Annotated in this window: 24 protein-coding genes; 6 read left to right on the top strand and 18 right to left on the bottom strand. The window is 66.8% G+C overall.

From position 1 onward, the window contains the following. Positions 1 to 53: 53 nt before the first annotated feature. From AB4Y98_RS04640 to AB4Y98_RS04610, 7 genes are all read right to left on the bottom strand, one after another. Positions 54 to 449, bottom strand: a complete 396-nt coding sequence (locus tag AB4Y98_RS04640) for a hypothetical protein (protein ID WP_080149535.1) — start codon at positions 447 to 449, stop codon at positions 54 to 56. Between the two features lie 172 nt (positions 450 to 621). Beyond that, positions 622 to 1299: a Fe2+-dependent dioxygenase gene (locus AB4Y98_RS04635; protein ID WP_032975840.1), complete on the bottom strand. Its 678-nt coding sequence runs from the start codon at positions 1297 to 1299 to the stop codon at positions 622 to 624. 10 nt (positions 1300 to 1309) lie between these two features. Continuing rightward, positions 1310 to 2029, bottom strand: a complete 720-nt coding sequence (locus AB4Y98_RS04630) for a tetratricopeptide repeat protein (protein ID WP_442243872.1) — start codon at positions 2027 to 2029, stop codon at positions 1310 to 1312. Between the two features lie 70 nt (positions 2030 to 2099). Beyond that, the gene (locus tag AB4Y98_RS04625; protein WP_442243871.1) at positions 2100 to 4382 is read right to left on the bottom strand and encodes a TonB-dependent receptor; all 2283 of its coding nucleotides are present in this window, start codon (positions 4380 to 4382) and stop codon (positions 2100 to 2102) included. A 153-nt stretch (positions 4383 to 4535) separates the two neighbouring features. After that, a complete protein-coding gene (locus tag AB4Y98_RS04620; protein WP_032975844.1) occupies positions 4536 to 4940 on the bottom strand; it encodes a hypothetical protein in 405 nt (134 codons plus the stop codon). Between the two features lie 165 nt (positions 4941 to 5105). Beyond that, positions 5106 to 5438 (bottom strand): non-heme iron oxygenase ferredoxin subunit, encoded by a 333-nt coding sequence (locus AB4Y98_RS04615; RefSeq protein ID WP_032975846.1) that lies wholly within the window; start codon positions 5436 to 5438, stop codon positions 5106 to 5108. Continuing rightward, positions 5435 to 5974 carry a GNAT family N-acetyltransferase gene (locus tag AB4Y98_RS04610; RefSeq protein WP_032975848.1) on the bottom strand — a complete coding sequence of 180 codons (540 nt, stop codon included), beginning with the start codon at positions 5972 to 5974 and terminating at the stop codon, positions 5435 to 5437. Before AB4Y98_RS04610 ends, AB4Y98_RS04615 begins: the two co-directional genes overlap by 4 nt. 167 nt (positions 5975 to 6141) lie before the next feature. On the opposite strand from AB4Y98_RS04610, the gene AB4Y98_RS04605 reads away from it, so the two are divergent. Together AB4Y98_RS04605 and AB4Y98_RS04600 are read left to right on the top strand one after the other, a co-directional pair. Beyond that, positions 6142 to 6453, top strand: a complete 312-nt coding sequence (locus tag AB4Y98_RS04605) for a hypothetical protein (protein ID WP_152543295.1) — start codon at positions 6142 to 6144, stop codon at positions 6451 to 6453. Positions 6454 to 6619: 166 nt separating this feature from the next. Further along, a complete protein-coding gene (locus AB4Y98_RS04600) occupies positions 6620 to 7000 on the top strand; it encodes a hypothetical protein (protein WP_442243870.1) in 381 nt (126 codons plus the stop codon). A 79-nt stretch (positions 7001 to 7079) separates the two neighbouring features. Here AB4Y98_RS04600 and AB4Y98_RS04595 read toward each other — a convergent pair whose 3' ends face one another. The 5 genes from AB4Y98_RS04595 to AB4Y98_RS04575 all read right to left on the bottom strand — a co-directional run bounded on the left by AB4Y98_RS04595 (position 7080) and on the right by AB4Y98_RS04575 (position 12381). Then, positions 7080 to 8336 carry a cysteine desulfurase gene (locus AB4Y98_RS04595; protein WP_025873982.1) on the bottom strand — a complete coding sequence of 419 codons (1257 nt, stop codon included), beginning with the start codon at positions 8334 to 8336 and terminating at the stop codon, positions 7080 to 7082. Further along, on the bottom strand, positions 8333 to 9595 hold the full coding sequence (gene sufD / locus AB4Y98_RS04590) for a Fe-S cluster assembly protein SufD (RefSeq protein ID WP_442243869.1): 1263 nt from the start codon (positions 9593 to 9595) through the stop codon (positions 8333 to 8335). The genes AB4Y98_RS04595 and sufD overlap by 4 nt, the downstream gene beginning before the upstream one ends. Continuing rightward, positions 9595 to 10359 (bottom strand): Fe-S cluster assembly ATPase SufC, encoded by a 765-nt coding sequence (gene sufC, locus AB4Y98_RS04585; RefSeq protein ID WP_025873980.1) that lies wholly within the window; start codon positions 10357 to 10359, stop codon positions 9595 to 9597. Before sufC ends, sufD begins: the two co-directional genes overlap by 1 nt. Positions 10360 to 10432: 73 nt before the next feature. After that, the gene (gene sufB / locus AB4Y98_RS04580) at positions 10433 to 11908 is read right to left on the bottom strand and encodes a Fe-S cluster assembly protein SufB (protein WP_033830551.1); all 1476 of its coding nucleotides are present in this window, start codon (positions 11906 to 11908) and stop codon (positions 10433 to 10435) included. A 17-nt stretch (positions 11909 to 11925) separates the two neighbouring features. Then, positions 11926 to 12381, bottom strand: a complete 456-nt coding sequence (locus AB4Y98_RS04575) for an SUF system Fe-S cluster assembly regulator (protein WP_025873978.1) — start codon at positions 12379 to 12381, stop codon at positions 11926 to 11928. A 210-nt stretch (positions 12382 to 12591) separates the two neighbouring features. Here AB4Y98_RS04575 and AB4Y98_RS04570 point away from each other — a divergent pair, with 210 nt between their 5' ends. Both AB4Y98_RS04570 and AB4Y98_RS04565 read left to right on the top strand, forming a co-directional pair. After that, a complete protein-coding gene (locus AB4Y98_RS04570; protein WP_010483549.1) occupies positions 12592 to 13059 on the top strand; it encodes an SET domain-containing protein in 468 nt (155 codons plus the stop codon). Positions 13060 to 13188: 129 nt separating this feature from the next. After that, positions 13189 to 13731 carry a type 1 glutamine amidotransferase domain-containing protein gene (locus AB4Y98_RS04565; RefSeq protein WP_363730326.1) on the top strand — a complete coding sequence of 181 codons (543 nt, stop codon included), beginning with the start codon at positions 13189 to 13191 and terminating at the stop codon, positions 13729 to 13731. A gap of 72 nt (positions 13732 to 13803) precedes the next feature. Here the strand turns inward: AB4Y98_RS04565 and AB4Y98_RS04560 are convergent, their stop codons facing one another. The 4 genes from AB4Y98_RS04560 to AB4Y98_RS04545 form a co-directional block, all read right to left on the bottom strand. After that, positions 13804 to 14400 (bottom strand): DUF1439 domain-containing protein, encoded by a 597-nt coding sequence (locus tag AB4Y98_RS04560; RefSeq protein ID WP_312786430.1) that lies wholly within the window; start codon positions 14398 to 14400, stop codon positions 13804 to 13806. An 81-nt stretch (positions 14401 to 14481) separates the two neighbouring features. After that, a complete protein-coding gene (locus AB4Y98_RS04555; protein ID WP_312107593.1) occupies positions 14482 to 14808 on the bottom strand; it encodes a hypothetical protein in 327 nt (108 codons plus the stop codon). A 286-nt stretch (positions 14809 to 15094) separates the two neighbouring features. Then, positions 15095 to 15403, bottom strand: coding sequence for a DUF3861 family protein (locus tag AB4Y98_RS04550; RefSeq protein ID WP_180163815.1), 309 nt, complete (start codon positions 15401 to 15403; stop codon positions 15095 to 15097). Between the two features lie 305 nt (positions 15404 to 15708). Further along, positions 15709 to 16110 carry an HU family DNA-binding protein gene (locus AB4Y98_RS04545; protein WP_089239384.1) on the bottom strand — a complete coding sequence of 134 codons (402 nt, stop codon included), beginning with the start codon at positions 16108 to 16110 and terminating at the stop codon, positions 15709 to 15711. A 370-nt stretch (positions 16111 to 16480) separates the two neighbouring features. Here AB4Y98_RS04545 and AB4Y98_RS04540 point away from each other — a divergent pair, with 370 nt between their 5' ends. Further along, positions 16481 to 16912: an OsmC family protein gene (locus AB4Y98_RS04540; RefSeq protein ID WP_019659396.1), complete on the top strand. Its 432-nt coding sequence runs from the start codon at positions 16481 to 16483 to the stop codon at positions 16910 to 16912. An 87-nt stretch (positions 16913 to 16999) separates the two neighbouring features. Here the strand turns inward: AB4Y98_RS04540 and AB4Y98_RS04535 are convergent, their stop codons facing one another. Together AB4Y98_RS04535 and AB4Y98_RS04530 are read right to left on the bottom strand one after the other, a co-directional pair. Beyond that, the gene (locus tag AB4Y98_RS04535; protein ID WP_363730336.1) at positions 17000 to 17878 is read right to left on the bottom strand and encodes a PhzF family phenazine biosynthesis protein; all 879 of its coding nucleotides are present in this window, start codon (positions 17876 to 17878) and stop codon (positions 17000 to 17002) included. 94 nt (positions 17879 to 17972) lie between these two features. Next, a complete protein-coding gene (locus tag AB4Y98_RS04530) occupies positions 17973 to 18845 on the bottom strand; it encodes a PhzF family phenazine biosynthesis protein (protein ID WP_363730339.1) in 873 nt (290 codons plus the stop codon). Between the two features lie 75 nt (positions 18846 to 18920). Between AB4Y98_RS04530 and AB4Y98_RS04525 the strand changes: the two genes are divergently transcribed. Beyond that, a complete protein-coding gene (locus tag AB4Y98_RS04525; RefSeq protein WP_394196227.1) occupies positions 18921 to 21515 on the top strand; it encodes a bifunctional aspartate kinase/diaminopimelate decarboxylase in 2595 nt (864 codons plus the stop codon). Positions 21516 to 21574 lie beyond the last annotated feature (59 nt).

The following is a 21574-nucleotide window of genomic DNA, read 5'->3' as shown; positions in this document are numbered from 1 at the left end:
ACAGGCAGCGGCGAGCCGTCGCAACCGCGCAGGCGGTCACGGCGTGCCGTGGATCAGGCGAGCGGCGGCGCCTGGCCGCGTTGCTGGCGGCGCCCGGGCGCATCGGCCCAGGGCATGTCCGGTACGGCCAGCGGCCAGTGCGGACGCGCGCCGGAGGGAACCGACGCAGAGGGAACCAGATCAAGTTCGGTGCGCAGCCAGTGGCTGGCCAGCAACAGCGGCGGGATCGGCTTGTCCGTGGACTTGGCCGGTGCCGAGGCGCAGCGCCGCAGTTTGGCCGGCGCTTCTTCCTGCAAAGGGCCTTCGCCGCCGCGCTCTTCCAGCGGCTGCTGCAGCGCCTGGGGCGCGGCAGCGTGGGCGACCGGCAGCAGCGGCAGGGTGCCCAGCAACAGCGTCAGCATCGCCACCCACGCCAGCAGGCTGGCCAGCGCAGGCCGACGGCCGCGCATGGCGGTGCCGAGCTGTACAAGCCGAAGCGGGCGAGGGCGGAACGGGCGACGCAAGCGGAGATCCCTGGCTGGCCGGAACATCCGGCGTCAACGGGGCGTGATTGTAATGAGACCTGTTAGCCGTTGCAAATGAGAATGATTGCCAAATTATCGCAGGGAAGGCCTGATCGGCTCAGACCTCGCTCCAGCGTCGCAGCAGGTTGTGGTACACGCCGGTCAGCTGCAGCACCGCATCGGCATCACCATTGGTCTGCCGCAGGCGCTCGATGGAGGTATCCATCTCCCACAGCAGACGACGCTGCACATCGTCGCGGATCATGCTCTGCACCCAGAAGAACGATGCCACGCGCGCACCGCGGGTGACCGGATTGACCTTGTGCAGGCTGCTGGAGGGATACACGATCAGATCGCCGGCCGGCAGTTTCACTTCGTGCTCGCCGTAGGTATCACTGATGATCAGCTCGCCGCCGTCGTACTCGTCCGGGTCGGACAGGAACAGCGTGCAGGAGATGTCCGAGCGCAGCTGCTCGCCGTTGGCCAGGTTCATCACCGCGCCATCGACGTGGAAGCCGTAGGTGCCGCCGCCGCTGTAGCGGTTGAAGCGCGGTGGCAGGTACTTCAAGGGCAGCGCGGCGCTGAAGAACAGCGGATGCCGTGCCAGGGCCACCAGAATGGTTTCGCCCAGTTCGCGGCGCAGCGGCGAAGCTTCAGGCAGCTGCTGGTTGTGCTTGGCCTGCGCGCCGAGGTGGCCGACGGTCTCGCGGCCATCGGTCCAGTCGGCTGCGTCGAGCCTGCGGCGGATGTCAGCCACCTGTCCGGCGCTGAGGATGTCGGGGATGTGCAGCAGCATGCGGAAGTCCTCAGCAAGCAGACGGTGCGATCAGCGCGCGCACCTGCGGGTAGGGTGAGGCGGCCAGCTCGGGCACGATATGTGCCATGAACGCGGGACTGCCGTGCTGCAGCGCCAACTGCAGCCAGTGCACGGCCTGTTCGATCTCACCGGCCTGCAGAAGGATGGAGGCGTAGTTGGCCTGGCCGCGGAAATCGCCGGCCTCGGCCGCGCGCCGATACCAGCCCAGTGCAGCCTGCGGATCGCGACCGGTGTCCAATCCATCTTCCAGATGCCGGGCCAGCAGGTTCATCGATTTGGCGTGGCCCAGATGGGCCGCGCGGGTGTACAGCGCCAGTGCCTGTGCACGGTCCTGTGGTACGCCGCGGCCGGTGGCCAGCAGGTTGGCCAGGTTGTACAGGCCCCAGTCCAGACCGTTGTCGGCCGCGCGCCGGTACCAGACCGCGGCAAGCGAAGGATTGGCGGCGGTGCCCTGACCCAGCTCATGGCAGCGTCCGAGCATGTTCATCGCCATCGGCGCGCCGTTGTTGGCCGCGGTCTCGTACCAGAGCAGTGCTGCAGCGGCGTCTTCCGGCGTGCCTTTGCCTTCCATGTGCATCTGCGCGAGCAGCAGCTGCGCCTCGACCTGCCCGGCCTGTGCCGCATCGCGCACGCGCGCAAAGGCGGCCTGCGGGTCGTGCAGCAGCAGGTCTGCCAGGACGTCGGAATCAAACGGGGTGTTGGAAGCCATGCGCGGAGTATCGCCGGAAACAAAAACGGCGGCAGGAGATCCTGCCGCCGTGCGGGTGCTGCGGGTTACATCAGAACTTCACGTTCAGTGCCAGGGTGGCCGAACGACCCGGAGCGATGCTCGCGTAGTGCGACGCATAGGCCTTGGTGAAGTAGGTCTTGTCGGTCAGGTTCTGCACGTTCAACTGCAGGCTGATGTTGTCCTGGATCGCGTAGCTGGCCATCGCATCGAAGCGGGTGTAGCTGGGGATCCACTTGGTGTTGGCCACATCACCGTACTGCTTGTCGGAGTAGTTGGCACCGGCGCCGACGGTCAGGCCGAACGGGAAGCGATAGGTGGTCCACAGCGTGGCGCTGTGCTTGGCGGTGTTCGGGAACACGTTGCCGTTGTAGGGCGAGGGCACGTAGACGTTGGACGGGCAGGTACGGCCGGACACGGCGCAGACGAAGCCGTTGTCCTTCAGTTCCGAATCCAGGTAGGTGTAGCCGCCGTACAGGCTCCAGGCGTCGGTCAGCTGGCCGGTGAAGCCCAGTTCCACGCCGTTGATCTCCTTCTTGCCGGCGTTCTGGCTGGTGCCGTTGTCGACGGTCACGCGCGCGTTGTCCATCACGGTGTGGAAGATCGCCGCGGTCAGGTTCAGGCGGTTGTCGAACAGGTCCCACTTGGTACCCAGTTCGAGGTTCTTGGTGTCCTGCGGCTTGAGGTCGGCCACGGCCGCGCTGAGGCCATCGGAACCATCGCCACCGTCCATGCCCGGCGGGGTGGAGGAGGTGCCGTAGGACAGGTAGATGCTGCCGTTGGCGGTCGGCTTGAAGACAATGCCGGCCTGGTAGTTCAGGAAGTCATTGTCATTGCGCACGCGGGTCGGCGCCTTGCCGGCCACCGGGGTGGTCAGGGTGGTGGAGAAGTCGTCATAGCGCAGGCCGACGTTGATCATCCACTGCGCGTTCAGTTCGATGGTGTCGAACAGGTAAGCGGACTTGGTCTTGGTGCGCTGCTCGACGTCCAGCGCCTTGTCGCTGCGGTACACCGCATGGGTGGACGCCCACGGATCGTTCGGGTTCGGGTTGTCGAAGCTGGTGCAGTTGTAGCCGGTGGCCGCGCCGATGGTCGGGCACTTGCTGCTGTTGGTCAGCGGATTGTTGGTGCCCGGGGTCATCAGGTAGCTGCCACGGGTCATCTTCTCGTCGCTGTATTCCGCGCCGGCGCTGTAGCTGTGCTTCAGTGCACCGGTTTGGAAGCTGCCGGTCAGGCTCAGCTGGTCGGCGAAGCTCTTGACGTCGACGGCGCGGCTGTTGGTACGGCGCCACAAGGTGCCGTAGTTGTTCGGGTTGCCCTGGCTGTCGTCCGGCTGGGTCCACAGGTAATCGTTGCTGGTGTTGCCCAGGCGCGCGATGTTGCGCAGCTTGTGGCTGCCGAAGTCGTAGCTGCCGTCCAGCGTGCTGATGTCGGCGCGGGTGCGCTGGAAATCGCGGTCCACCAGGCCGTAGTAGTTGTTGCGGTCGGGCACCATCGGGCGGCCGTCGACCCACTTCGACACCGGCGCGCCGTTCGGGTTGCCATACGGGAAGCCGCCTGCGTCGGGCAGGTCGTCGCTCTGCATGTGGTAGTGGCTGGCGATCAGCTGCGCCGGGCCGTTCAGGCCGAACGCGATCGACGGCGCGATGCCCCAGCGGCTGACGTTGGCCGCGTCACGACCGGCAATGTCCGACTCGTGCTTCATCAGGTTCAGGCGTGCGGCGATGCCATCGCCCAGCACGTAGTTGGCATCCACGGTGCCGCGTGCGTAGCTGTCGGTACCGATGCCCATGCTGGCAGTGGTCTCGTTCTTCAGCTTCGGGGTCTTGCTGACCAGGTTGAGGCTGCCACCACCGGAGTCGCGACCGCCGTAGGCCGAGCTCGGGCCCTTGACCACTTCCACCTGCTCCAGGTCGAACACTTCGCGGGTCTGCGAACCGACGTCGCGCAGGCCATCGACGAACATGTTGCTCTGCGAGTCGAAGCCGCGGATGAAGGGGCGGTCACCGGTCGGGTTGCCGCCTTCGCCGGCGCCGAAGGTGATGCCCGGGACCATGCGCAGCGCATCCTGCAGGTTGGTCGCACCGGTTTCGGCGATCAGCTTCTCCGAGACGATCGAGACCGACTTCGGGGTGTCCAGCAGCGCGGCGGTGAACTTCGGCGAGGACGGGTTGAACCAGCTGCCGCGCACCTGGACCTTGTCCAGCTCGGTGGCCTTGCTTGAGCCGGCGTCGTCGGCGGCCTGTGCGGCAAGCGGCGCGAAGCCGGCGGCGAGGGTGGCGGTGGCCAGTACGGAAACGCGAGGTGCGTACTTGCGGGTCTTGATGTGGGTCATGGGTAGGTTGGCGATGGCTTGGATCGGGAATGAGCGAGAGCTGGCCAGCACGACTCAATGGCGCGATGGCGGCGGCGAGGTTCGGGTAGTGCCAGGCCATGCCCGGCGGCAGTTCAGACGAGGCGAGGCGCACGGCAATGGCCGCAGGGCGCCTCAGATGGCGTGCGGTGCCGGAGGTGCGTGGCCGGGATTCAGGCGCAGCGAGGGGTCGTGCAGCTGCCAGCGCAGGGCATCGGAGTGCCACAGCGGGATGTGGGCCACCAGCGCAGCGCGCGGCGGCGCAGCGCCGGCACAGGGCGTGCTGCCCTCACCGTCCAGCGGAGGCTCCGGGGCCGGCGCAGCGTGGTGGGGGCATTCGTCGCTGGAAGGAGCCGGCAGCGGAGCGGCCTGGTCCATATTGTCCAGATGCGCCTGCCAGCCGGCGTGGGTGGCGTGGCCGCCGCGCCCTTCGTGCAACGCCGACCAGCCCAGCAGCAGCGTCAGCAGCGCGGCCACAAGCAGCGGCCACCCCTGACGGGCGAGCTTGCACAGCGTGGCAGTGGGCGCGGACGAAGCCATGGCGCAGGCGGAGGCGTTACGAAGATGTTACGTAGGATAACATCAACGATAATGATTCGCATGTACGGGCGTGGCAGGCCACCCGGAACGGGCCCGAAAGGCCCTGGTGGGGCCCTCAGGCTGTTCCAGTAGATCCACCCCATGGGGGGGGGGATGCCTTGAACTTCAATCGCGGTCGTCGCGGGTCCAGATGGCGTCGTGTTCGCGCTTCACCGGAAACTTCGGCACCGCGGTGTACGCCGGCGCACACAGGGCGCGGCCATCACGCACGTCGAAGCGCGCGCCATGCAGTACGCATTCAACGCTGCCCTCGGCGGTGTTGAACTCGCCCGAGGACAGCTCGAACTCCTCATGCGTGCACTGGTCTTCCAACGCGTAGAGCTCGCCGTCGAGGTTGAACACCACGATCGGTGTGCCGGTGACTTCGTCGAAGACGCTCTTCAATTCGCCCGGCAGCAGTTCGGCGCCGGCGCAGACAAAGGTCCAGGCCTCGCTCACGCGGTGGCTCCGGCCAGCGGCTTTTCCAGGATCTCGAAGCGCAGGTCGTCGCGCTTGGGGATGCCGAAACGTTCGTCGCCATACGGGAACGGCTTCTTGATGCCGGTGCGCTGGTAACCGCGGCGCTCATAGAAGGCAATCAGTTCGTCGCGGATGTCGATCACGGTCATCTGCATCACCGGCACGTTCCATTCGCGTGCGGCGTGGGCTTCGGCCGCGTCCATCAACTGCTTGCCGACACCGCCGCCCTGCTGGGCCGGGTCGACCGAGAACATGCCGAAGTAGCCCTTGCCGTCGACGTCGGCGACATGGGCGCAGGCTACGAGCTGGCCGTCGCGTTCGGCCAGCAGGATGGTCGAGCGCGGGCGGTCCAGGTCGCCCTGGATGCCTTCGGCATCGACGCGGGCGCCGTCCAGCAGGTCGGCTTCGGTGGTCCAGCCGACGCGGCTGGCGTCGCCGCGGTAGGCCGAGGTGACCAGGGTGATCAGGGCGGGGATGTCGGCCGACGTGGCGGCGCGGAAGGTCAGAGTGCTCATGGGGGCATTCTAGGTGGGGCGGGGGCGGGCGCAAAATGGGTCGAGGCGATGGGCCAGGGTCAGATCCCTTTCGCGCCGCGAAAGGGCTCTGACCCCATCCCTGAATCCCACCCCTGCGAAAACGACGGCACTATGGGAACAAGGATCCAGGGAGGATCCAGAGGGCCGTGACCATGCGATTCGACGCTGTTGTCTCCGTTCGCTTCCTGCAGAGCGCCGAAGGTGGGAGGCGCACTGACATCGTGGGACAGGTATACGCCTGCCCGTTGTTCGTGGCGGGCCGAGTATTTGACTGCCGCGTGCTGTTGCAGGAAGGACGGGCCGTCCTTGGGGAGAGCTACGAACTTCCCGTTGCGTTCCTGTTCCCGGAGGACGCGCTCGCCGTGGCCAACGTGGGAGAGGACGTCTCGTTGTGGGAGGGAAGGACGATTGCGCGCGGCCGGATTCTGCGTGTCGCCGGGAGGCGATTGCAGGAGTGAGCCGGTGATGGGGCCACATGCCTTCTGCAATCTTCCGCGCGCGAGGCAGCGTGGGGAAACGAGCGAGGCTACGGCTGAATCGCGAACGCTGTAGAGGTTGAGGTTGCGCATGGACTATGCTCCCGGGGTGCACAGATCCGCACGGAAGCGATGAGGCGTTACCCGCATGATGCGTACCAGGGATGGCAAAGCGACCACCTACCCGATGCTGCGCCTGAGCGTGCTTGCGCCAGCCGTTCTTGCGGTGTCGGCGTGCTCAGGGTTGACCGACACTGTCGTGGTCGTCAGGAACGTGGGCTCCCAGCGCATCGACGCGGTGCAGATCGACGCTGGCGGTCGAGTGACTGAGCTCGGGGCGATCGATGCAAATGCACAGGTTTCGATGACGCCGGTGGTCCAGCAGGACTCGTCCGTATCCGTGCGCTATCGGGAAGCAGGCCTCGACGTCGCGTGCCTGGGTGATGTGTACCTGACGCAGAATCTGCGGGCACGCATCGAGGTGCAGGTGGGCGATGGCACGTGCAAGGTCGTGGATGCCACCCGCTAGCTGGGTGGCCGGGGTCAGAGCCCTTTTCGCGGTGCGAATGGGATCTGACCCCGGATTGCCGCTCTGCCGGTGTGCGGGCTCACCCCAACAGCTTCCGCACCTTCGTCAACGCGGTCATGAACCGCTCGATCTCTTCATGCGTGTTGTAGAACGCCAGCGACGCACGGCAGGTAGCCGCCACGCCGTAGTACTGCAGCAGGGGATGCGCACAGTGCTGGCCGGAACGTACGGCCACACCTTCCAGATCCAGCAGGGTAGCCAGATCGTGCGCATGGGCGCCGTCGATAAGGAATGACACCACCGCCGCCTTTTCCGGCGCTTCGCCGATGATGCGCAGGCCATCGACCCGGCGCAGCTCTTCGGTGAAGTGCGCCAGCAGCTCGGCTTCGCGTGCTTCCACATGGTCCAGGCCGACGTTCTGCAGATAGTCCGCCGCCACGCCCAGGCCGATGAAGCCGGCGATGTTGGGGGTGCCGGCTTCGAACTTGTGCGGGGCGTCGTTGAACACGGTGCCGTCGAAGCTGACTTCCTTGATCATCTCGCCGCCGCCCAGGAACGGCGGCATCGCGTCCAGATGCTCGCGACGCGCCCACAGCGCACCGGTGCCGGTCGGGCCGCACATCTTGTGGCCGGTGATGGCGTAGAAGTCGCAGCCGATCGCGGTGACGTCGACCTTGCGGTGAGGGGCGGCCTGCGAGCCGTCGACCACGGTGACGATGCCGCGCTTGCGCGCTTCGCGGCAGATCTCGCGCACCGGGTTGATGGTGCCGAGCACGTTGGAGACATGGGCCACGGCCAGCAGCTTGACCTCGGCGGTCATCGCCGCGCGCAGCGCGTCCAGGTCCAGCGCGCCGTCCGGCGTGATCTCGGCCACGCGGATGGTCGCGCCGGTGCGCTGGGCGACCAGCTGCCACGGCACGATGTTGGCGTGGTGTTCCATGCGCGACACCAGGATCACGTCGCCGGCCTTCAGCCGGGGCAGGGCCCAGGAGTACGCAACGAGATTGATCGCGAAGGTGGTGCCGCTGCACAGCACCAGGTCGTTGCTGCGCACGTTGAGGAAACGGGCCAGCTTGTTGCGTGCGCCTTCGTAGGCGTCGGTGGCCTCGGTACCCAGCGCATGCACGGCACGACTGACGTTGGCGTTGTAGCGGCGGTAGAACTCGTCCACCGCGCCGATCACCTGCACCGGCTTCTGGCCGGTGTTGGCGTTGTCGAAATAGACCAGCGGCTTGCCGTGCACTTCGCGCATCAGCAGCGGGAAGTCCAGGCGCACGCGCGCCCAGTCGGGGGCGTCGGCGGGTGCTTCGATCGGTCGCGGGGTGGACAGGTTCATGCCACGCCCGCCTCGGCCAGCGCCTTGTCCAGCCGGCGTGCCAGCTGTTCGCGCAGCGCTTCGGGCAGCACCCTCAGCGGCTCGTGGCAGAACGCGGCGCTCAGCAGCGCCTGCGCCTGGGCCTGCGGCAGGCCACGCGAGCGCAGGTAGAACAGCGCGTTGGCGTCGAGCTGGCCGACGGTGGCACCGTGTGCGGCCTTCACTTCGTCGGCGTCGATCACCAGCGTCGGCTGGGTATCGATCTCGGCGTCGGCCGACAGCAGCAGGTTCTTGTTGGACAGGTTTGCGTCGGTGCCATCGGCACCGGCACGGATCTGGATGCCGCCATGGAACACCACGCGGCTGCGGTTGGCGGCCACGCCACGCCACTGCAGCTCGGCGCTGGTGTCGCGGGCGATGTGGTCGATGCCCAGCCGGGTATCGACGTGGCGGCGACCGTTGCCGAGCAGCACGCCATTGGCGGTCAGCTGGGCGTTGTCGCCTTCCAGGCGCACGTTCAGCTCATGGCGGCTGAGCGCGGCACCCAGCTCCAGGTCCACGCGGCGGTACTGCGCGTCCTTGGCCAGCACCGCGTCGGTACGCAGGAAGCTGGTCTGGCGCGCGCTGCCGGCCTGCACGCGGGCGTGCTTGAGCACCGCATCGCGGGCGACGTGGGCGTGCAGTACCGTGTTGTCCAGATGCGCCGAATCACCGACGCTGAAGCGGTGCTCGACCACGCCCAGGCTGGCGCCGGCACGCAGTTCGATCAGGTGGCGGTGGTGCCAGGCCAGATCGGTGTCGCCGGCCACGCTGGCGAATACCAGCTGCAGCGGCACCTCGACCTGCACGCCGTCGTCCACGCGCAGCACCACGCCTTCATCGGCGAGGGCGGCGTTGAGGCGGGCGAACACATCGTCGCTGCGATCGTAGCGGCGGCCGAGGAAGCGCACGGCGTCCTCGCCAGCGGCCAGTGCGGAGGACAACGTCTCCAGCTGCACGCCGGCCGGCAGGCCCTGCACGTCGCTCAGCGCGTCGTTGAGGCGGCCATTGACGAACACCAGGCGCGGTGCCGGGATGTCCTCCAGCGCGGCGGCATCCAGCAGCGCCGGGGCCAACGGTGCGGCCGCAAAGCTGCGACGCTCCAGCTGGCGCAGCGAGGTGTACTTCCAGGTTTCGCTGCGTGCGCCGGGCAGGCCGTCGCGCAGCACGCTGTCGAGCACTTCGCGGCGCGCATCGCTGCCGCAGAAGGCCTGGGCCATGGAATCGAGCAGGGCGCTCATCAGACCGCCGCCTCGGGCACGACCCGGTCCTTCAGGAAGTCATAGCCGTGCGCTTCCAGTTCCAGCGCCAGTTCCGGGCCGCCGCTCTTGACGATGCGGCCATCGGCCAGCACGTGCACGACGTCCGGCTTGATGTAGTCCAGCAGGCGCTGGTAGTGGGTGATGACCAGGAACGAGCGGTCGGCGCTGCGCAGCGCGTTGACGCCGTCGGCCACGCTCTTCAGCGCATCGATGTCCAGGCCCGAATCGGTTTCGTCCAGGATCGCCAGCTTCGGCTCGAGCACGGCCAGCTGGAAGATCTCGTTGCGCTTCTTCTCGCCACCGGAGAAGCCTTCGTTGACGCCACGGTGCAGCAGTTCGTCCTTCAGGTGCAGCACGGCCAGCTTCTGCCGCACCAGCTTGAGGAACTGCATGGAATCGAGCTCTTCCTCGCCGCGCGCCTTGCGCTGTGCATTCAGCGCGGCGCGCAGGAAGTAGGTGTTGTTCACGCCGGGGATTTCCACCGGGTACTGGAACGCCAGGAACAGGCCGGCAGCGGCGCGCGCTTCCGGGTCCTGGTCGAGCAGGTCGACGCCTTCGAACTGCACGCTGCCTTCGCTGACCTCATAGCCGTCACGGCCGGCCAGGACATTGCCCAGGGTGGACTTGCCGGCGCCGTTGGGGCCCATGATGGCGTGCACCTGGCCGGGCTTCACTTCCAGGGACAGGCCCTTGAGGATTTCCTTGTCGCCGATGCGGGCGTGGAGGTTTTCGATCTTCAGCATGGTGGGGGTTTCCGTGGTGCGGGCCGTGGCCCGCCGGTAAAGAGAATGCGTTGTGCGAGGGCAGGGCGGGCGATCAGCCCACCGAACCTTCCAGCGAGACTTCCAGCAGCTTCTTGGCTTCCACCGCGAATTCCATCGGCAGTTCGCGGAACACCTGCTTGCAGAAGCCGTCGACGATCATCGACACCGCGTCTTCCTGGCTGATGCCACGGGCGCGGCAGTAGAACAGCTGGTCGTCGGAGATCTTCGAGGTGGTCGCCTCGTGCTCGACGGTGGCACCCGGGTTCTTCACCTCGATGTAGGGGAAGGTGTGGGCGCCACACTGCTTGCCGATCAGCAGCGAATCGCACTGGGTGTAGTTGCGCGCGCCGTCGGCATTGCGGTCGATCTTCACCAGGCCGCGGTAGGTGTTCTGGCCGCGGCCGGCGCTGATGCCCTTGCTGATGATCTTGCTCTTGGTGCGCTTGCCGACGTGGATCATCTTGGTGCCGGTGTCGGCCTGCTGGCGATGATGGGTCAGCGCCACCGAGTGGAACTCACCGACCGAGTCGTCGCCCAGCAGCACGCAGGATGGATACTTCCAGGTGATCGCCGAGCCGGTCTCGACCTGGGTCCAGGTGACCTTGCTGCGTGCACCACGGCATTCGGCACGCTTGGTGACGAAGTTGTAGATGCCGCCGACGCCGTTCTCATCGCCCGGGTACCAGTTCTGCACGGTGGAGTACTTGATCTCGGCATCGTCCAGCGTCACCAGCTCGACCACCGCCGCATGCAGCTGGTTCTCATCGCGCATCGGCGCGGTGCAGCCTTCCAGGTAGGACACGTACGCCTTCTCTTCGCAGATGATCAGCGTGCGCTCGAACTGGCCGGTGTGGCCGGCGTTGATGCGGAAGTAGGTGCTCAGTTCCATCGGGCAACGCACGCCCTTGGGAATGAACACGAAGCTGCCATCGGAGAACACCGCCGAATTGAGCGCGGCGAAGTAGTTGTCGCCCACCGGCACCACGGTGCCCAGGTACTGTTTGACCAGTTCCGGGTGCTCCTTGATGGCTTCGGACATCGAGCAGAACACGATGCCCTTTTCGGCCAGCTCCTTGCGGAAGGTGGTACCGACGGACACCGAATCGAACACCGCGTCCACCGCTACGCCGGCCAGCTTGGCGCGCTCGTGCAGCGGCACGCCCAGCTTGTCGTAGGTGTCCAGCAGTTCCTTGGGCACGTCATCCAGCGAGGCGTACTTCGGGCCCTTCGGCGCGGAGTAGTAGCTGAGCGCCTGCAGGTCGATCGGGGCGATCTGCAGCTTGGCCCAGTTCGGCATCGGCATGGTCAGGAAGTGGCGGTAGGCGTCCAGGCGCCACTGCGTCATCCATTCCGGCTCTTCCTTCTTGGCCGACAGGGCGCGGATGGTGTCCTCGTCCAGGCCGGCGGGAAGGGAGTCCGACTCGATGTCCGTGATGAAGCCGGCCGAATACTTGCGGCCGAGCTGCTCATGGATCTCGCGGTTGGGGGTGTCGTCGCTGGCGACGGTTTCGATGGTTTCGGTGGCCATGGGGGGCTGCCTACGGATCAGGAGACGACGTCGACAGCGATGGTGCGGCGCTGTTCTTCGTCGACAAGGGGAAGAGGGGGCAGGATCTGCGCCAGGCTGACATCGCGCAGGGCCTCGGAGACCACGTCATTGATCAGCCGCCAGCTGCTGCGCGCGCCGCACTTGGGCGCCATGCCGCACTGGTGGTGGTCGTGGCTGCACTCGGTCAGGGCCAACGGCCCTTCCATGGCTTCGACCACTTCAAACAGCGAGATCTCGATCGATGGGCGGGTCAGCCGGTAGCCGCCGCGGACGCCGCGCAGGCCTTCGACCAGGCCGGCCTGGGCCAGTGGCTTGAGCACCTTGCTGACGGTGGGCGGCTCCAGACCGGTGAATTCGGCCAGCTCGGTGGCACTGAGCACCTCGCCCGGACGGGCGGCGAGTACGGTCAGTACGACGGTGGCGTAATCGGTGAGCTTGGTGACGCGCAACATGGGATGCGAGTGGTTCTTAAAGCGGACTGAAATTGTACGCTTTTATTCGCCGGCATCCAACCCGGCCATTCAGCGGGCGCTTGGGCCCGGCCGGAGGGCAGTCGCCAAGGACCGCCATCGGGGCGACATGCTGGGGCATGGGGGTGATTTTCGCAATCACCCGGAATGGGCGAGAATCAACGTTCCTTTCGCTGCAAACGTCTCTTGCCGATGCCCAAGAAGATCCAAGCCCGCAAGTCCGCCATCCACGGCAACGGTGTGTTTTCCGTGGCCCCGATCAAGCAGGGCGAGCGCGTGATCCAGTACAAGGGCCTGCTGCGCAGCCACGGCGATGTCGATGCCGATGACAGTGGCGATGTGGAAAGTGGCCATACCTTCCTGTTCACCCTCAACGATGACTGGGTGATCGATGCCAACTACAAGGGCAACGACGCGCGCTGGATCAACCACAGCTGCGACCCGAACTGCGAGGCGGTGATCGAGGAAGACGAAGACGGTGACAGCCGCGGCGACAAGGTCTTCATCGAGGCGCTGCGCGATATCAAGGCCGGTGAAGAGTTGACGTACAACTACGGCATCACCCTGGCCGAGCGCCACACGGCCAAGCTGAAGAAAATCTGGGAGTGCCGCTGTGGCTCGCCCAAGTGCACCGGCACGATGCTGCAGCCCAAGCGCTGAATGTGTTGGGTAGTGCCGGCTGCTGGCCGGCGCTACCCGGGCGTTTCTCCACCTGCCGTGCACGTGAGGGTCACCGCCGTTCAAGGCCCACTCGGCCACCCTGTCCGCTCCCCCTATCTGGAGCACGACATGACTCAGCGTCTACGCGGCAAGCAGATCGCCATCCTCGCCACGCACGGTTTCGAGCAATCCGAACTGATCGAGCCCAAGCGCCTGCTGGAAGCGGAGGGCGCGCGGGTGAGCGTGGTGTCGCCGGCCAAAGAGGCGAGCATCAAGGGCTGGAAGGACAAGGACTGGGGCGACTCGGTCGCCGTGGATCAACCGCTGGATGAAGCCGATGCCGGCCGCTTCGATGCGCTGGTGCTGCCCGGCGGCGTGATCAATCCGGACACCCTGCGTACCAATGAAGCGGCATTGAATTTCATTCGCGGCGTGGCCGATGCCGGCAAGCCGGTGGCGGCGATCTGCCACGGCCCCTGGCTGCTGATCAACAGCGGGCTGGCCAAGGGGCACGAGGTAACGTCGTGGCCGTCGCTGCAGCAGGATCTGGCCAATGCCGGCGCGCGCTGGCGCGACGCGGAAGTGGTAGTGGACGGCAACCTGATCACCAGCCGCAAACCGGATGACATTCCGGCCTTCAGCGAGGCGGTGGTGAAAGCGCTGGCGGCGTGATGCTGCGCTGGTAGTGCCGGCCCCTGGCCGGCACGTGCGTGAAAGGATTGCCGGCCAGCGGCCGGCACTACCTTATTTGCCGAGGATGCCGGCCGGCACCAGGTCGCCCAGGTTCTGGTTGAAGGTCACCACCAGCTTGCCGTTCTTCACCTGCGCCGACTGCACCTGCAGGGCACCAAGCAGGCCGGCCACGGCCGGGTCCAGCTTGTAGATCGGTTCCCGCTGGGCGTAGTCGCTCAGCCACGCATTGAGCAGGCCGCGGGTGCGGGAGTCGAGGCGGCCACCCTGGTTGGCCGGAGTGAAGTCATCCACGGTCGGCTGCTGCAGGTGGAAGCCTTGGGTCTGCGCGTCATAGCGCAGGCCACTGCTGAGCTTCACCGTGCCCAGCTGGGCCGGGTTGCCGCCGGCGGTGGCCAATGCCACGTCCATGCCCAGGTTCAATCGCTCGCCTGCCGGCAGGCTCAGCTGCGGGTGGCTCATGGTCAGCGCGATCAGGCCGCCCAGCGCGTCCTGGGTACGCGGGAAGCTTCCGTCCAGGTACTGCTGCACGTCGCTGGCGCCAACCGCCAGTTCGCGACCGGAGATCGAAGGGGCGGCCTGCGCACCGATCGCGGCAGCAATCAGCACGGTCGAGGCGGCAAGGCGGGTCATCAGGGAACGCAGGCGCATGGCGGTGACCGGAAGAGGGATCCAAGAGGCCTACAGAGTAGCTTTGCCCGCTGAATCGCGGGTACACACGGGTGCAACGGTTCAGTCCAGCGTTGGCTGCAGGCTGGCCGACTGGATCTGCCAGGCGCGGCCGTCAGCACTGGGCTGTACCCGGTACCAGCCGTGGTAGCGGAAGGTGCCGTCGGCGGTCACCGCGCGGATCTTCACTGGCACCTCCAGCAGGCGTGGCGGCTGCCCATCGTCGCGTGGCAACGCCACGTCACTGTCCAGGCGCAGGTTGCGCACGTCGGGCAGCAGGCGCAGCACGGCATCGTCGGCATGGCGCGGGTCGGCCGGGGCATAGGCCCAGGCAGCATCGCTGCGCACCTTGTTCTGGTTGAGCAGGTCGAGCATGTAGCGGTTGAGCATTCCCGCGGGCGATTCGCTGCCGATGGCAACAGCGCCATACAGCGGGTCGATGGTGATGGCGTCGACGGTCGCAGATTCCGGGGCCCTGTTCGTCGTAGGCGCGGAAGGGGCGGGTGCGGCGGGGGTTGAGTCCGACGTGCTGGAATCGGCTGGAGGGGGCGGGTTGGAGCACGCCACCGCAAGCAACGGGATCAACAAGGCAAGAAAACCACGCATGTCTGCCTCCTCCCCGAGGCGACCTGGAAGGCGGCAGTGTAGCGGCCGGGGGCCGCTCAGCGTGAAGTGGTCAGCGCGAAGAGGGAAGCTGCTCCAGCGCATCCAGCGCCGGCAGGACCTGTACCGCGATCGCTGCCAGTGCATGGCCGTCGGTGTCTGCATGGCGCTGCACGATGTCACGCAGCAGTTGGGTGGCCACCACCAGGGTGGCGCGTTCGTCGCCGCTCAGGCCTGCCGTGCGTGGGGCCGATTCCAGCAGGCGCATCAGGTCGCGGCTGGCTCGGTGTTCCAGTTCGATGGTGCAGCGCCCGGTGCACTGGTGCCCGTCCTTTTCGATCGGGGTCACCGAGATCCGGTAGCGGGTCGAGGGGCTGGCCATGGGGGTGCTCGCGCTGGGGGGAGGAATGTGTCCACCATAGGCAAGGCATTGGCCGGCGGCGATGGCCGGGGCTGCACGCAGTGTTCCACCCGGTTCGTTCCCGCACTGGAAAAAACAGCGGCGAGGCCATGGGCGGCGGGCCTGTGCGGGAGATTGCCTGGGCGCGGGAAACGCTGTGTTGCGGAGGGCGCAGTGGACGGCATCCACGCATGGCGTGGATCTACTGCAGAGCGTGCGCGGATGCGGGGCAAAAAAAACGGGACGGCCAAGGCCGTCCCGTCAGGTATCCGCTGCAGGGCGCGCGCTTAGAGCGCAGCGTCCTTGAGCTTCTTCAGCGGGCGAACCTTGAGCTTGGTGGTGGCCGGCTTGGCGGCGAACCACTGCTCTTCCTTGGTGAACGGGTTGATGCCCTTGCGCTTCGGCTTGGCTGCCACATTGACGGTGCTGATCTTCAGCAGGCCCGGCAGGGTGAACGAGCCTGCGCCCTTCTTGTGCACCGAAGCGGCGACAGCGCCTTCCAGCGAGGCCAGCACAGCGCGGACGTCCTTGGCGACAACGCCGGAGACTTCAGCGATGTGTGCAACCAGGCCCGACTTGGTCAGCACTTCCTTGATCGGCTTCGGAGCGGCCGGCTTGGCGGCAGCAGCCTTCGTCGCGACTTTCTTCACTGCCTTCTTCGGGGCAGCCTTCTTAGCGGTCTTTGCCATGGTTTCCTGTTCCGTGAACGGTTGGTTGTTTGGTCGGCGCCGAACCCCGTCGGCAAGCGCAATGTAGGGCAACTCTTGGGCGCCGCCAATAGCCTGGAGCGCTGAAAGTGCATGTTTTTTCATATCCAGGCCGATTCAGTACATGACCGGTAGTGGCGGAAACGGGTGTCCTGGTGCACTGCACCGCAGTATTCGTGTTTTCGGTCGGGTTGGCGAAATGACTGAAAACAAGGGAGAAATCGCCGGATTGGTGGCGAAGAAGTGTCCACTCGCTGGCTCGGGACAGGCGCGGCGCATGCGGCGGGGCGACGCAGGGCTAACGCGGTGCGTGCCAGGGTATCGGTTCATCGCAGCCACAACGGAGCAGGACATGGGAATCTCGCGACACGCTACCGCGCATTGGGAAGGCGACCTGAAGTCGGGCAAGGGCCAGTTGAGCACGCCACAGAGTGGCCTGCTGGACAAAACCCGCTACGGCTTCAACAGCCGTTTCGGTGATGAAAAGGGCACCAATCCCGAAGAGCTGATCGCTGCCGCGCACGCCGGATGTTTCACCATGGCGCTGTCGGCCAAGCTCGGCGAAGCCGGTTTCACCCCAACCTCGTTGGATACCGAAGCCAAAGTCGATCTGTCGATGGAAGGCGGCCCGCAGCTGTCGCAGATCCGACTGAAAGTGAAGGCGGTAGTACCGGGAATCGATGCGACGCAGTTCCGCGCGATCGCTGATGACGCCAAGCAGAACTGCCCGGTTTCCAAGGCACTGAGTGCAGTGCCGATCAGCCTCGAAGCCGAGCTGGGCTGAGAAGGTAGTGCCGGCCGCTGGCCGGCAACCACGTGAAACCGGGTATAAGGTGGCAGCCGGCCAGCGGCCGGCTCTACCGCCTTGCGTTCACCAGTCGATGGTGCCGGAAATTACGGTCTGCACCTGGCCACCGGACCAGACCTCGCCGTCTTCATCCACCAGCAGCGTCAGCCGCGCATCGTGGCCGACTTCGCGGCCTTGGCTGACTTCGAAGGGCTGGCGGCCGCGCGGAAGGGCATCGCGCAGGTCCAGCCAGGCCGCCAGCACGGCATTGGCCGCACCTGAAGCCGCATCCTCGAAGCGGCGTCCATTGCCGACGAACGCGCGCACGGCCAGATCGTAGCCTTCGCTGCCTTCGGCAAAAGCGTAGGCGAACACGCCCATGCTGTCGGTCGATTCAGCCAGTGTGGCGATCGCATCCCAGTCCGGACGCAGGGTGCGCAATGCGGTCTCATCCGCAACCTGCACGACCCACCAGCTGCGGCCGCCCTGCATACGGGCCGGCGGCAGCGAACCCAGCGGCCAGGTGCGCAATGCGGGTTGCAGGCGCGGATCCTCGGCAGCGGCGATCTCGGCCAGCTGTGCACGCGGTGTACGGATGGCGATGCGTTGCTGTGCGCCTTCGCCCGTCACGCGCAGTGGCAGGGCGCCTGCGATGCCGTCCTGTACCAGAACCCCGTCGACAGGCAAGGCGAGGCCTGCCTGCAGCACCGCATGGGCGGTGCCGACGCTTGGATGACCGGCGAACGGCACTTCCTTCTGCGGGCTGAACATGCGCAGCCGATAGCTGGCGCCGGCCGTCTGTGCCGGGAACACGAAGGTGGTTTCGGGCAGGCGGGTCCAGCGGGCGATGGTCTGCATCGCTGCATCGTCCAGGCCTTCGGCATCGAGCACGACGGCCAGCGGATTGCCGGCGCCCGGGCGCGGGGAAAACACATCCAGCTGCAGGAAACGGCGGGTGGTCATCGGGCAGGAACTCCAGGAAGCAGGCGGCATAGGGTAGCGCGGGGCCATGCCCCGCGAGCGCGCAGCGCGGCAGGCCGCCGGGCGTGGCCCGGTACTACCAGCGGATGTTGCCGTCGATCACCGGCTGCACCTGACCACCGATCCACACCGTGCCCTGCGCGTCGACGGTGACCTGGACACGGCCGTCGCGGCCGATCTCGCGGCCCTGGCTGGCCACATAGGTCCCGTTCTCGCCGGGCAGGGCATTGCGCTGCCGCAGCCAGGCGCCGATCAGCGCGTTGGCGCTGCCGGTCACCGGGTCTTCCGGCACGTTGGGCGCATCGGCGGGGCAGAACGCGCGCACCACCAGGTCGTGCCCGGTATCGGGTTCGAGCGCGAACACGGCGATGCCGAGCGCGTCGGTGGCAATGCTCCAGTCGCGCAGGGCCGCCATGTCCGGTGCGAGCGTGCGTACGGCCTCGGCGTCGCGCAGCGGCAGCAGCCACCAGCGCGGTCCGTTGTCCCACAGCTCGGCGCGCTGGCCCTCGGCGGCAGCAGCGCGCAGGGCATCAGGAATGCCGTCTGGCACTGCCGGCAGCGGCCGCGCCGCTGGACTGGCCAGCTGGATGGTGGGCGCGTTGGCCGGCCCGGTAACCCGCACCGGCAGCAGGCCGGCCGCGCACTGTTGCACCAGGGCCCCGTCGCGTGGCTGCACCAGGCCGCAGGTGACCGCAGCCCAGGCGGCACCCACGCTGGGGTGCCCGGCGAAGGGCAGCTCGCTGGCAGGGGTGAAGATGCGCACGTGGTAGTCGGCGCCGGCAACGGTGGGGCGAAGGAAGAACACGGTCTCGGACAGGTTCAGCCAGGCGGCCAGGGCCTGCATGCGGTCGGTGGACAGTCCATCCGCGTCGAACACGACACCGAGCGGGTTGCCGGTACCGGGCTGGTGGGCGAAGACATCGAGCTGCAGGTAGCGGTAGGCGGTCATTGACGGGTGTATTGGGCTTAGAATCGAAGGTTCCGCCCCCGAGGGCGGCTTCCCCACATTACACATAGCCTATCCATGTCAGCTTCCCCCCTTGTCGATCGTTGGATCGTACTGAAGTTCGGCGGCACCTCGGTGTCGCGTCGCCACCGCTGGGACACGATCGGGAAGCTGGCGAAAAAACGGGCCGAAGAGACCGGTTCGCGCGTTCTGGTGGTGGTTTCGGCGCTGTCCGGGGTCACCAATGAACTGACCGCGATTGCCGATGGCGCGCCGGACAGCCGTGATCGCGTGGCGGCGCTGGTCGAACGCCACCAGGCCTTCCTGGACGAGCTGGGGCTGGGCGCGGAGGTGCTGGCCGAGCGGCTGGCCGCGCTGCAGGGCCTGCTGGACGACCCGCGTGCACCCAGCCGCCCACTGGACTGGCAGGCCGAAGTGCTCGGCCAGGGTGAACTGCTGTCTTCCAGCCTGGGCGCGGCCTACCTGCGAGCCAGCAGCCTGGATTTCGGCTGGATGGATGCGCGGCAGTGGCTGGACGCGCTGCCGCCGCAGCCGAACCAGAGCGACTGGTCGCAGCGCCTTTCGGTGAACTGCCAGTGGCGTGCCGATGCCGAGTGGGCGCAGCGCTTCCGCGCCCAGCCCACGCGCCTGCTGATCACCCAGGGTTTCATCTCGCGCCATGCCGACGGTGGCACTGCCATCCTCGGCCGCGGCGGCTCGGATACCTCGGCGGCGTACTTCGGTGCGCTGCTCGGCGCCAGCCGCGTGGAGATCTGGACCGATGTGCCAGGCATGTTCAGCGCCAATCCCAAGGACGTGCCGGATGCGCGTCTGCTGACCCGGCTGGACTATTACGAAGCGCAGGAAATCGCCACCACCGGTGCCAAGGTGTTACACCCGCGCTCGATCAAGCCCTGCCGCGATGCAGGCGTGCCGATGGCGATCCTCGATACCGAGCGTCCGGAACTGCCGGGCACCAGCATCGACGGCAATGCCGCGCCGGTGCCGGGCGTGAAAGCGATCAGTCGCCGCAACGGCATCGTGCTGGTGTCGATGGAAGGCATCGGCATGTGGCAGCAGGTCGGCTTCCTCGCCGATGTATTCGGCCTGTTCAAGAAGCACGGCCTGTCGGTGGACCTGATCGGTTCGGCCGAGACCAACGTCACCGTATCGCTGGATCCGTCCGAGAACCTGGTCAACACCGATGTGCTGGCCGCGCTGTCGGCCGACCTGTCGCAGATCTGCAAGGTCAAGGTGATCGTGCCGTGCGCGGCGATCACCCTCGTCGGCCTGGGCATGCGCTCGCTGCTGCACAAGCTGTCGGACGTGTGGGCGACCTTCGGTCGTGAGCGCGTGCACATGATTTCGCAGTCGTCCAACGACCTGAACCTGACCTTCGTCATCGACGAAGCCGATGCCGATGGCCTGCTGCCGATCCTGCACGCCGAACTGATCGACAGCGGCGCGATGCCGGTGGAAGAGACCGAAGTGTTCGGCCCGCGCTGGCGCGAAATCGCCGGCACCGTGCGCCCGCGTGGTACGCCGTGGTGGCGTGGTCAGCGTGCGCACCTGCTGCAGCTGGCCGATGCCGGCACCCCGCGCTACGTCTACCACCTGCCGACGGTTCGGGCGCGTGCCCGCGCGCTGGCGGCGATCAAGCCGATCGACCAGCGTTACTACGCGATCAAGGCCAACAGTCATCCGGCCATCCTGCAGTTGCTGGAAGCCGAGGGTTTCGGCCTGGAGTGCGTGTCGCACGGTGAGCTGAAGCATGTGTTCCAGGCCATTCCGGAACTGTCGCCCAAGCGCGTGCTGTTCACCCCCAGCTTCTGCCCGCGCAGCGAGTACGAAGCGGCGTTCGCGCTGGGCGTGACCGTCACTGTCGACAACGTCGAAGCCCTGCAACGCTGGCCGGACCTGTTCCGCAACCGCGAGCTGTGGCTGCGCGTGGACCTGGGCCGTGGCGAAGGCCATCACGCCAAGGTCCGCACCGGTGGCAAGGAATCCAAGTTCGGCCTGCCGATCGCGCGCGTGGACGAGTTCGTACGCGCGGCCACCGAGCTGGGCACCCGCGTGGTCGGCCTGCATGCGCACCTTGGCAGCGGCGTGGAAACCGCCCAGCACTGGCGCCTGATGTGCGATGAGCTGGCTGGCTTCGCGCGTCGTATCGGCAGCGTGCATACCATCGACATCGGTGGTGGCCTGCCGATTCCGTACAGCGACGAAGACGAGCCGTTCGACCTGGATGCCTGGGCCGAGGGCCTGGCCGAGGTCAAGGCGCTGCATCCGGCGTTCCGCTTGGCGATCGAGCCGGGCCGCTTCCTGGTGGCCGAATCGGGCGTGCTGCTGACCCACGCCACCCAGGTGGTGGAGAAGGATGGCGTGCGCCGCGTCGGCCTGGATGCCGGCATGAACACGCTGATGCGCCCGGCCCTGTACGACGCCTGGCACGACATCGAGAACCTCAGCCGCCAGGGCGGTTACGCCGAAGCGGCGTTCGATGTGGTCGGCCCGATCTGCGAATCCAGCGATGTGTTCGGCAAGCGCCGCAAGCTGCCGGTGTCGACCGCGCCGGACGATGTGATGCTGATCGCCGACGCCGGTGCTTACGGCTATGTGATGTCCAACACCTACAACCAGCGGGCGATGCCGCGCGAGGACGTGATCGAATGATCGTCGCCTTCCGCGCCCTGCACCCGCCCACCGACACGTCCCGCGCCTGCGCGCGGGCA

Origin of the sequence: Stenotrophomonas sp. 2YAF26, from assembly GCF_052114625.1 — a bacterium.
Taxonomy (GTDB): Bacteria; Pseudomonadota; Gammaproteobacteria; order Xanthomonadales; family Xanthomonadaceae; genus Stenotrophomonas; species Stenotrophomonas indicatrix.
Note: the sequence above shows the minus strand (reverse complement) of the source record. Positions and strands in the feature narration are given on the sequence as shown.

Excerpts from the sequence above, each read along its gene's own strand:
- AB4Y98_RS04575 (WP_025873978.1), bottom strand. The coding sequence starts at position 12,381 with ATGTTGCGCGTCACCAAGCTCACCGATTACGCCACCGTCGTACTGACC.
- AB4Y98_RS04545 (WP_089239384.1), bottom strand. The coding sequence starts at position 16,110 with ATGGCAAAGACCGCTAAGAAGGCTGCCCCGAAGAAGGCAGTGAAGAAA.
- AB4Y98_RS04630 (WP_442243872.1), bottom strand. The coding sequence starts at position 2,029 with ATGGCTTCCAACACCCCGTTTGATTCCGACGTCCTGGCAGACCTGCTG.
- AB4Y98_RS04555 (WP_312107593.1), bottom strand. The coding sequence starts at position 14,808 with ATGCTCAACCGCTACATGCTCGACCTGCTCAACCAGAACAAGGTGCGC.
- AB4Y98_RS04625 (WP_442243871.1), bottom strand. The coding sequence starts at position 4,382 with ATGACCCACATCAAGACCCGCAAGTACGCACCTCGCGTTTCCGTACTG.
- sufD (WP_442243869.1), bottom strand. The coding sequence starts at position 9,595 with ATGAGCGCCCTGCTCGATTCCATGGCCCAGGCCTTCTGCGGCAGCGAT.
- AB4Y98_RS04550 (WP_180163815.1), bottom strand. The coding sequence starts at position 15,403 with ATGGCCAGCCCCTCGACCCGCTACCGGATCTCGGTGACCCCGATCGAA.
- AB4Y98_RS04570 (WP_010483549.1), top strand. The coding sequence starts at position 12,592 with ATGCCCAAGAAGATCCAAGCCCGCAAGTCCGCCATCCACGGCAACGGT.
- AB4Y98_RS04560 (WP_312786430.1), bottom strand. The coding sequence starts at position 14,400 with ATGCGCCTGCGTTCCCTGATGACCCGCCTTGCCGCCTCGACCGTGCTG.
- AB4Y98_RS04540 (WP_019659396.1), top strand. The coding sequence starts at position 16,481 with ATGGGAATCTCGCGACACGCTACCGCGCATTGGGAAGGCGACCTGAAG.
- AB4Y98_RS04595 (WP_025873982.1), bottom strand. The coding sequence starts at position 8,336 with ATGAACCTGTCCACCCCGCGACCGATCGAAGCACCCGCCGACGCCCCC.
- AB4Y98_RS04530 (WP_363730339.1), bottom strand. The coding sequence starts at position 18,845 with ATGACCGCCTACCGCTACCTGCAGCTCGATGTCTTCGCCCACCAGCCC.
- AB4Y98_RS04640 (WP_080149535.1), bottom strand. The coding sequence starts at position 449 with ATGCGCGGCCGTCGGCCTGCGCTGGCCAGCCTGCTGGCGTGGGTGGCG.
- AB4Y98_RS04525 (WP_394196227.1), top strand. The coding sequence starts at position 18,921 with ATGTCAGCTTCCCCCCTTGTCGATCGTTGGATCGTACTGAAGTTCGGC.
- AB4Y98_RS04635 (WP_032975840.1), bottom strand. The coding sequence starts at position 1,299 with ATGCTGCTGCACATCCCCGACATCCTCAGCGCCGGACAGGTGGCTGAC.
- AB4Y98_RS04565 (WP_363730326.1), top strand. The coding sequence starts at position 13,189 with ATGACTCAGCGTCTACGCGGCAAGCAGATCGCCATCCTCGCCACGCAC.
- sufB (WP_033830551.1), bottom strand. The coding sequence starts at position 11,908 with ATGGCCACCGAAACCATCGAAACCGTCGCCAGCGACGACACCCCCAAC.
- sufC (WP_025873980.1), bottom strand. The coding sequence starts at position 10,359 with ATGCTGAAGATCGAAAACCTCCACGCCCGCATCGGCGACAAGGAAATC.
- AB4Y98_RS04610 (WP_032975848.1), bottom strand. The coding sequence starts at position 5,974 with ATGAGCACTCTGACCTTCCGCGCCGCCACGTCGGCCGACATCCCCGCC.
- AB4Y98_RS04535 (WP_363730336.1), bottom strand. The coding sequence starts at position 17,878 with ATGACCACCCGCCGTTTCCTGCAGCTGGATGTGTTTTCCCCGCGCCCG.
- AB4Y98_RS04600 (WP_442243870.1), top strand. The coding sequence starts at position 6,620 with ATGATGCGTACCAGGGATGGCAAAGCGACCACCTACCCGATGCTGCGC.
- AB4Y98_RS04620 (WP_032975844.1), bottom strand. The coding sequence starts at position 4,940 with ATGGCTTCGTCCGCGCCCACTGCCACGCTGTGCAAGCTCGCCCGTCAG.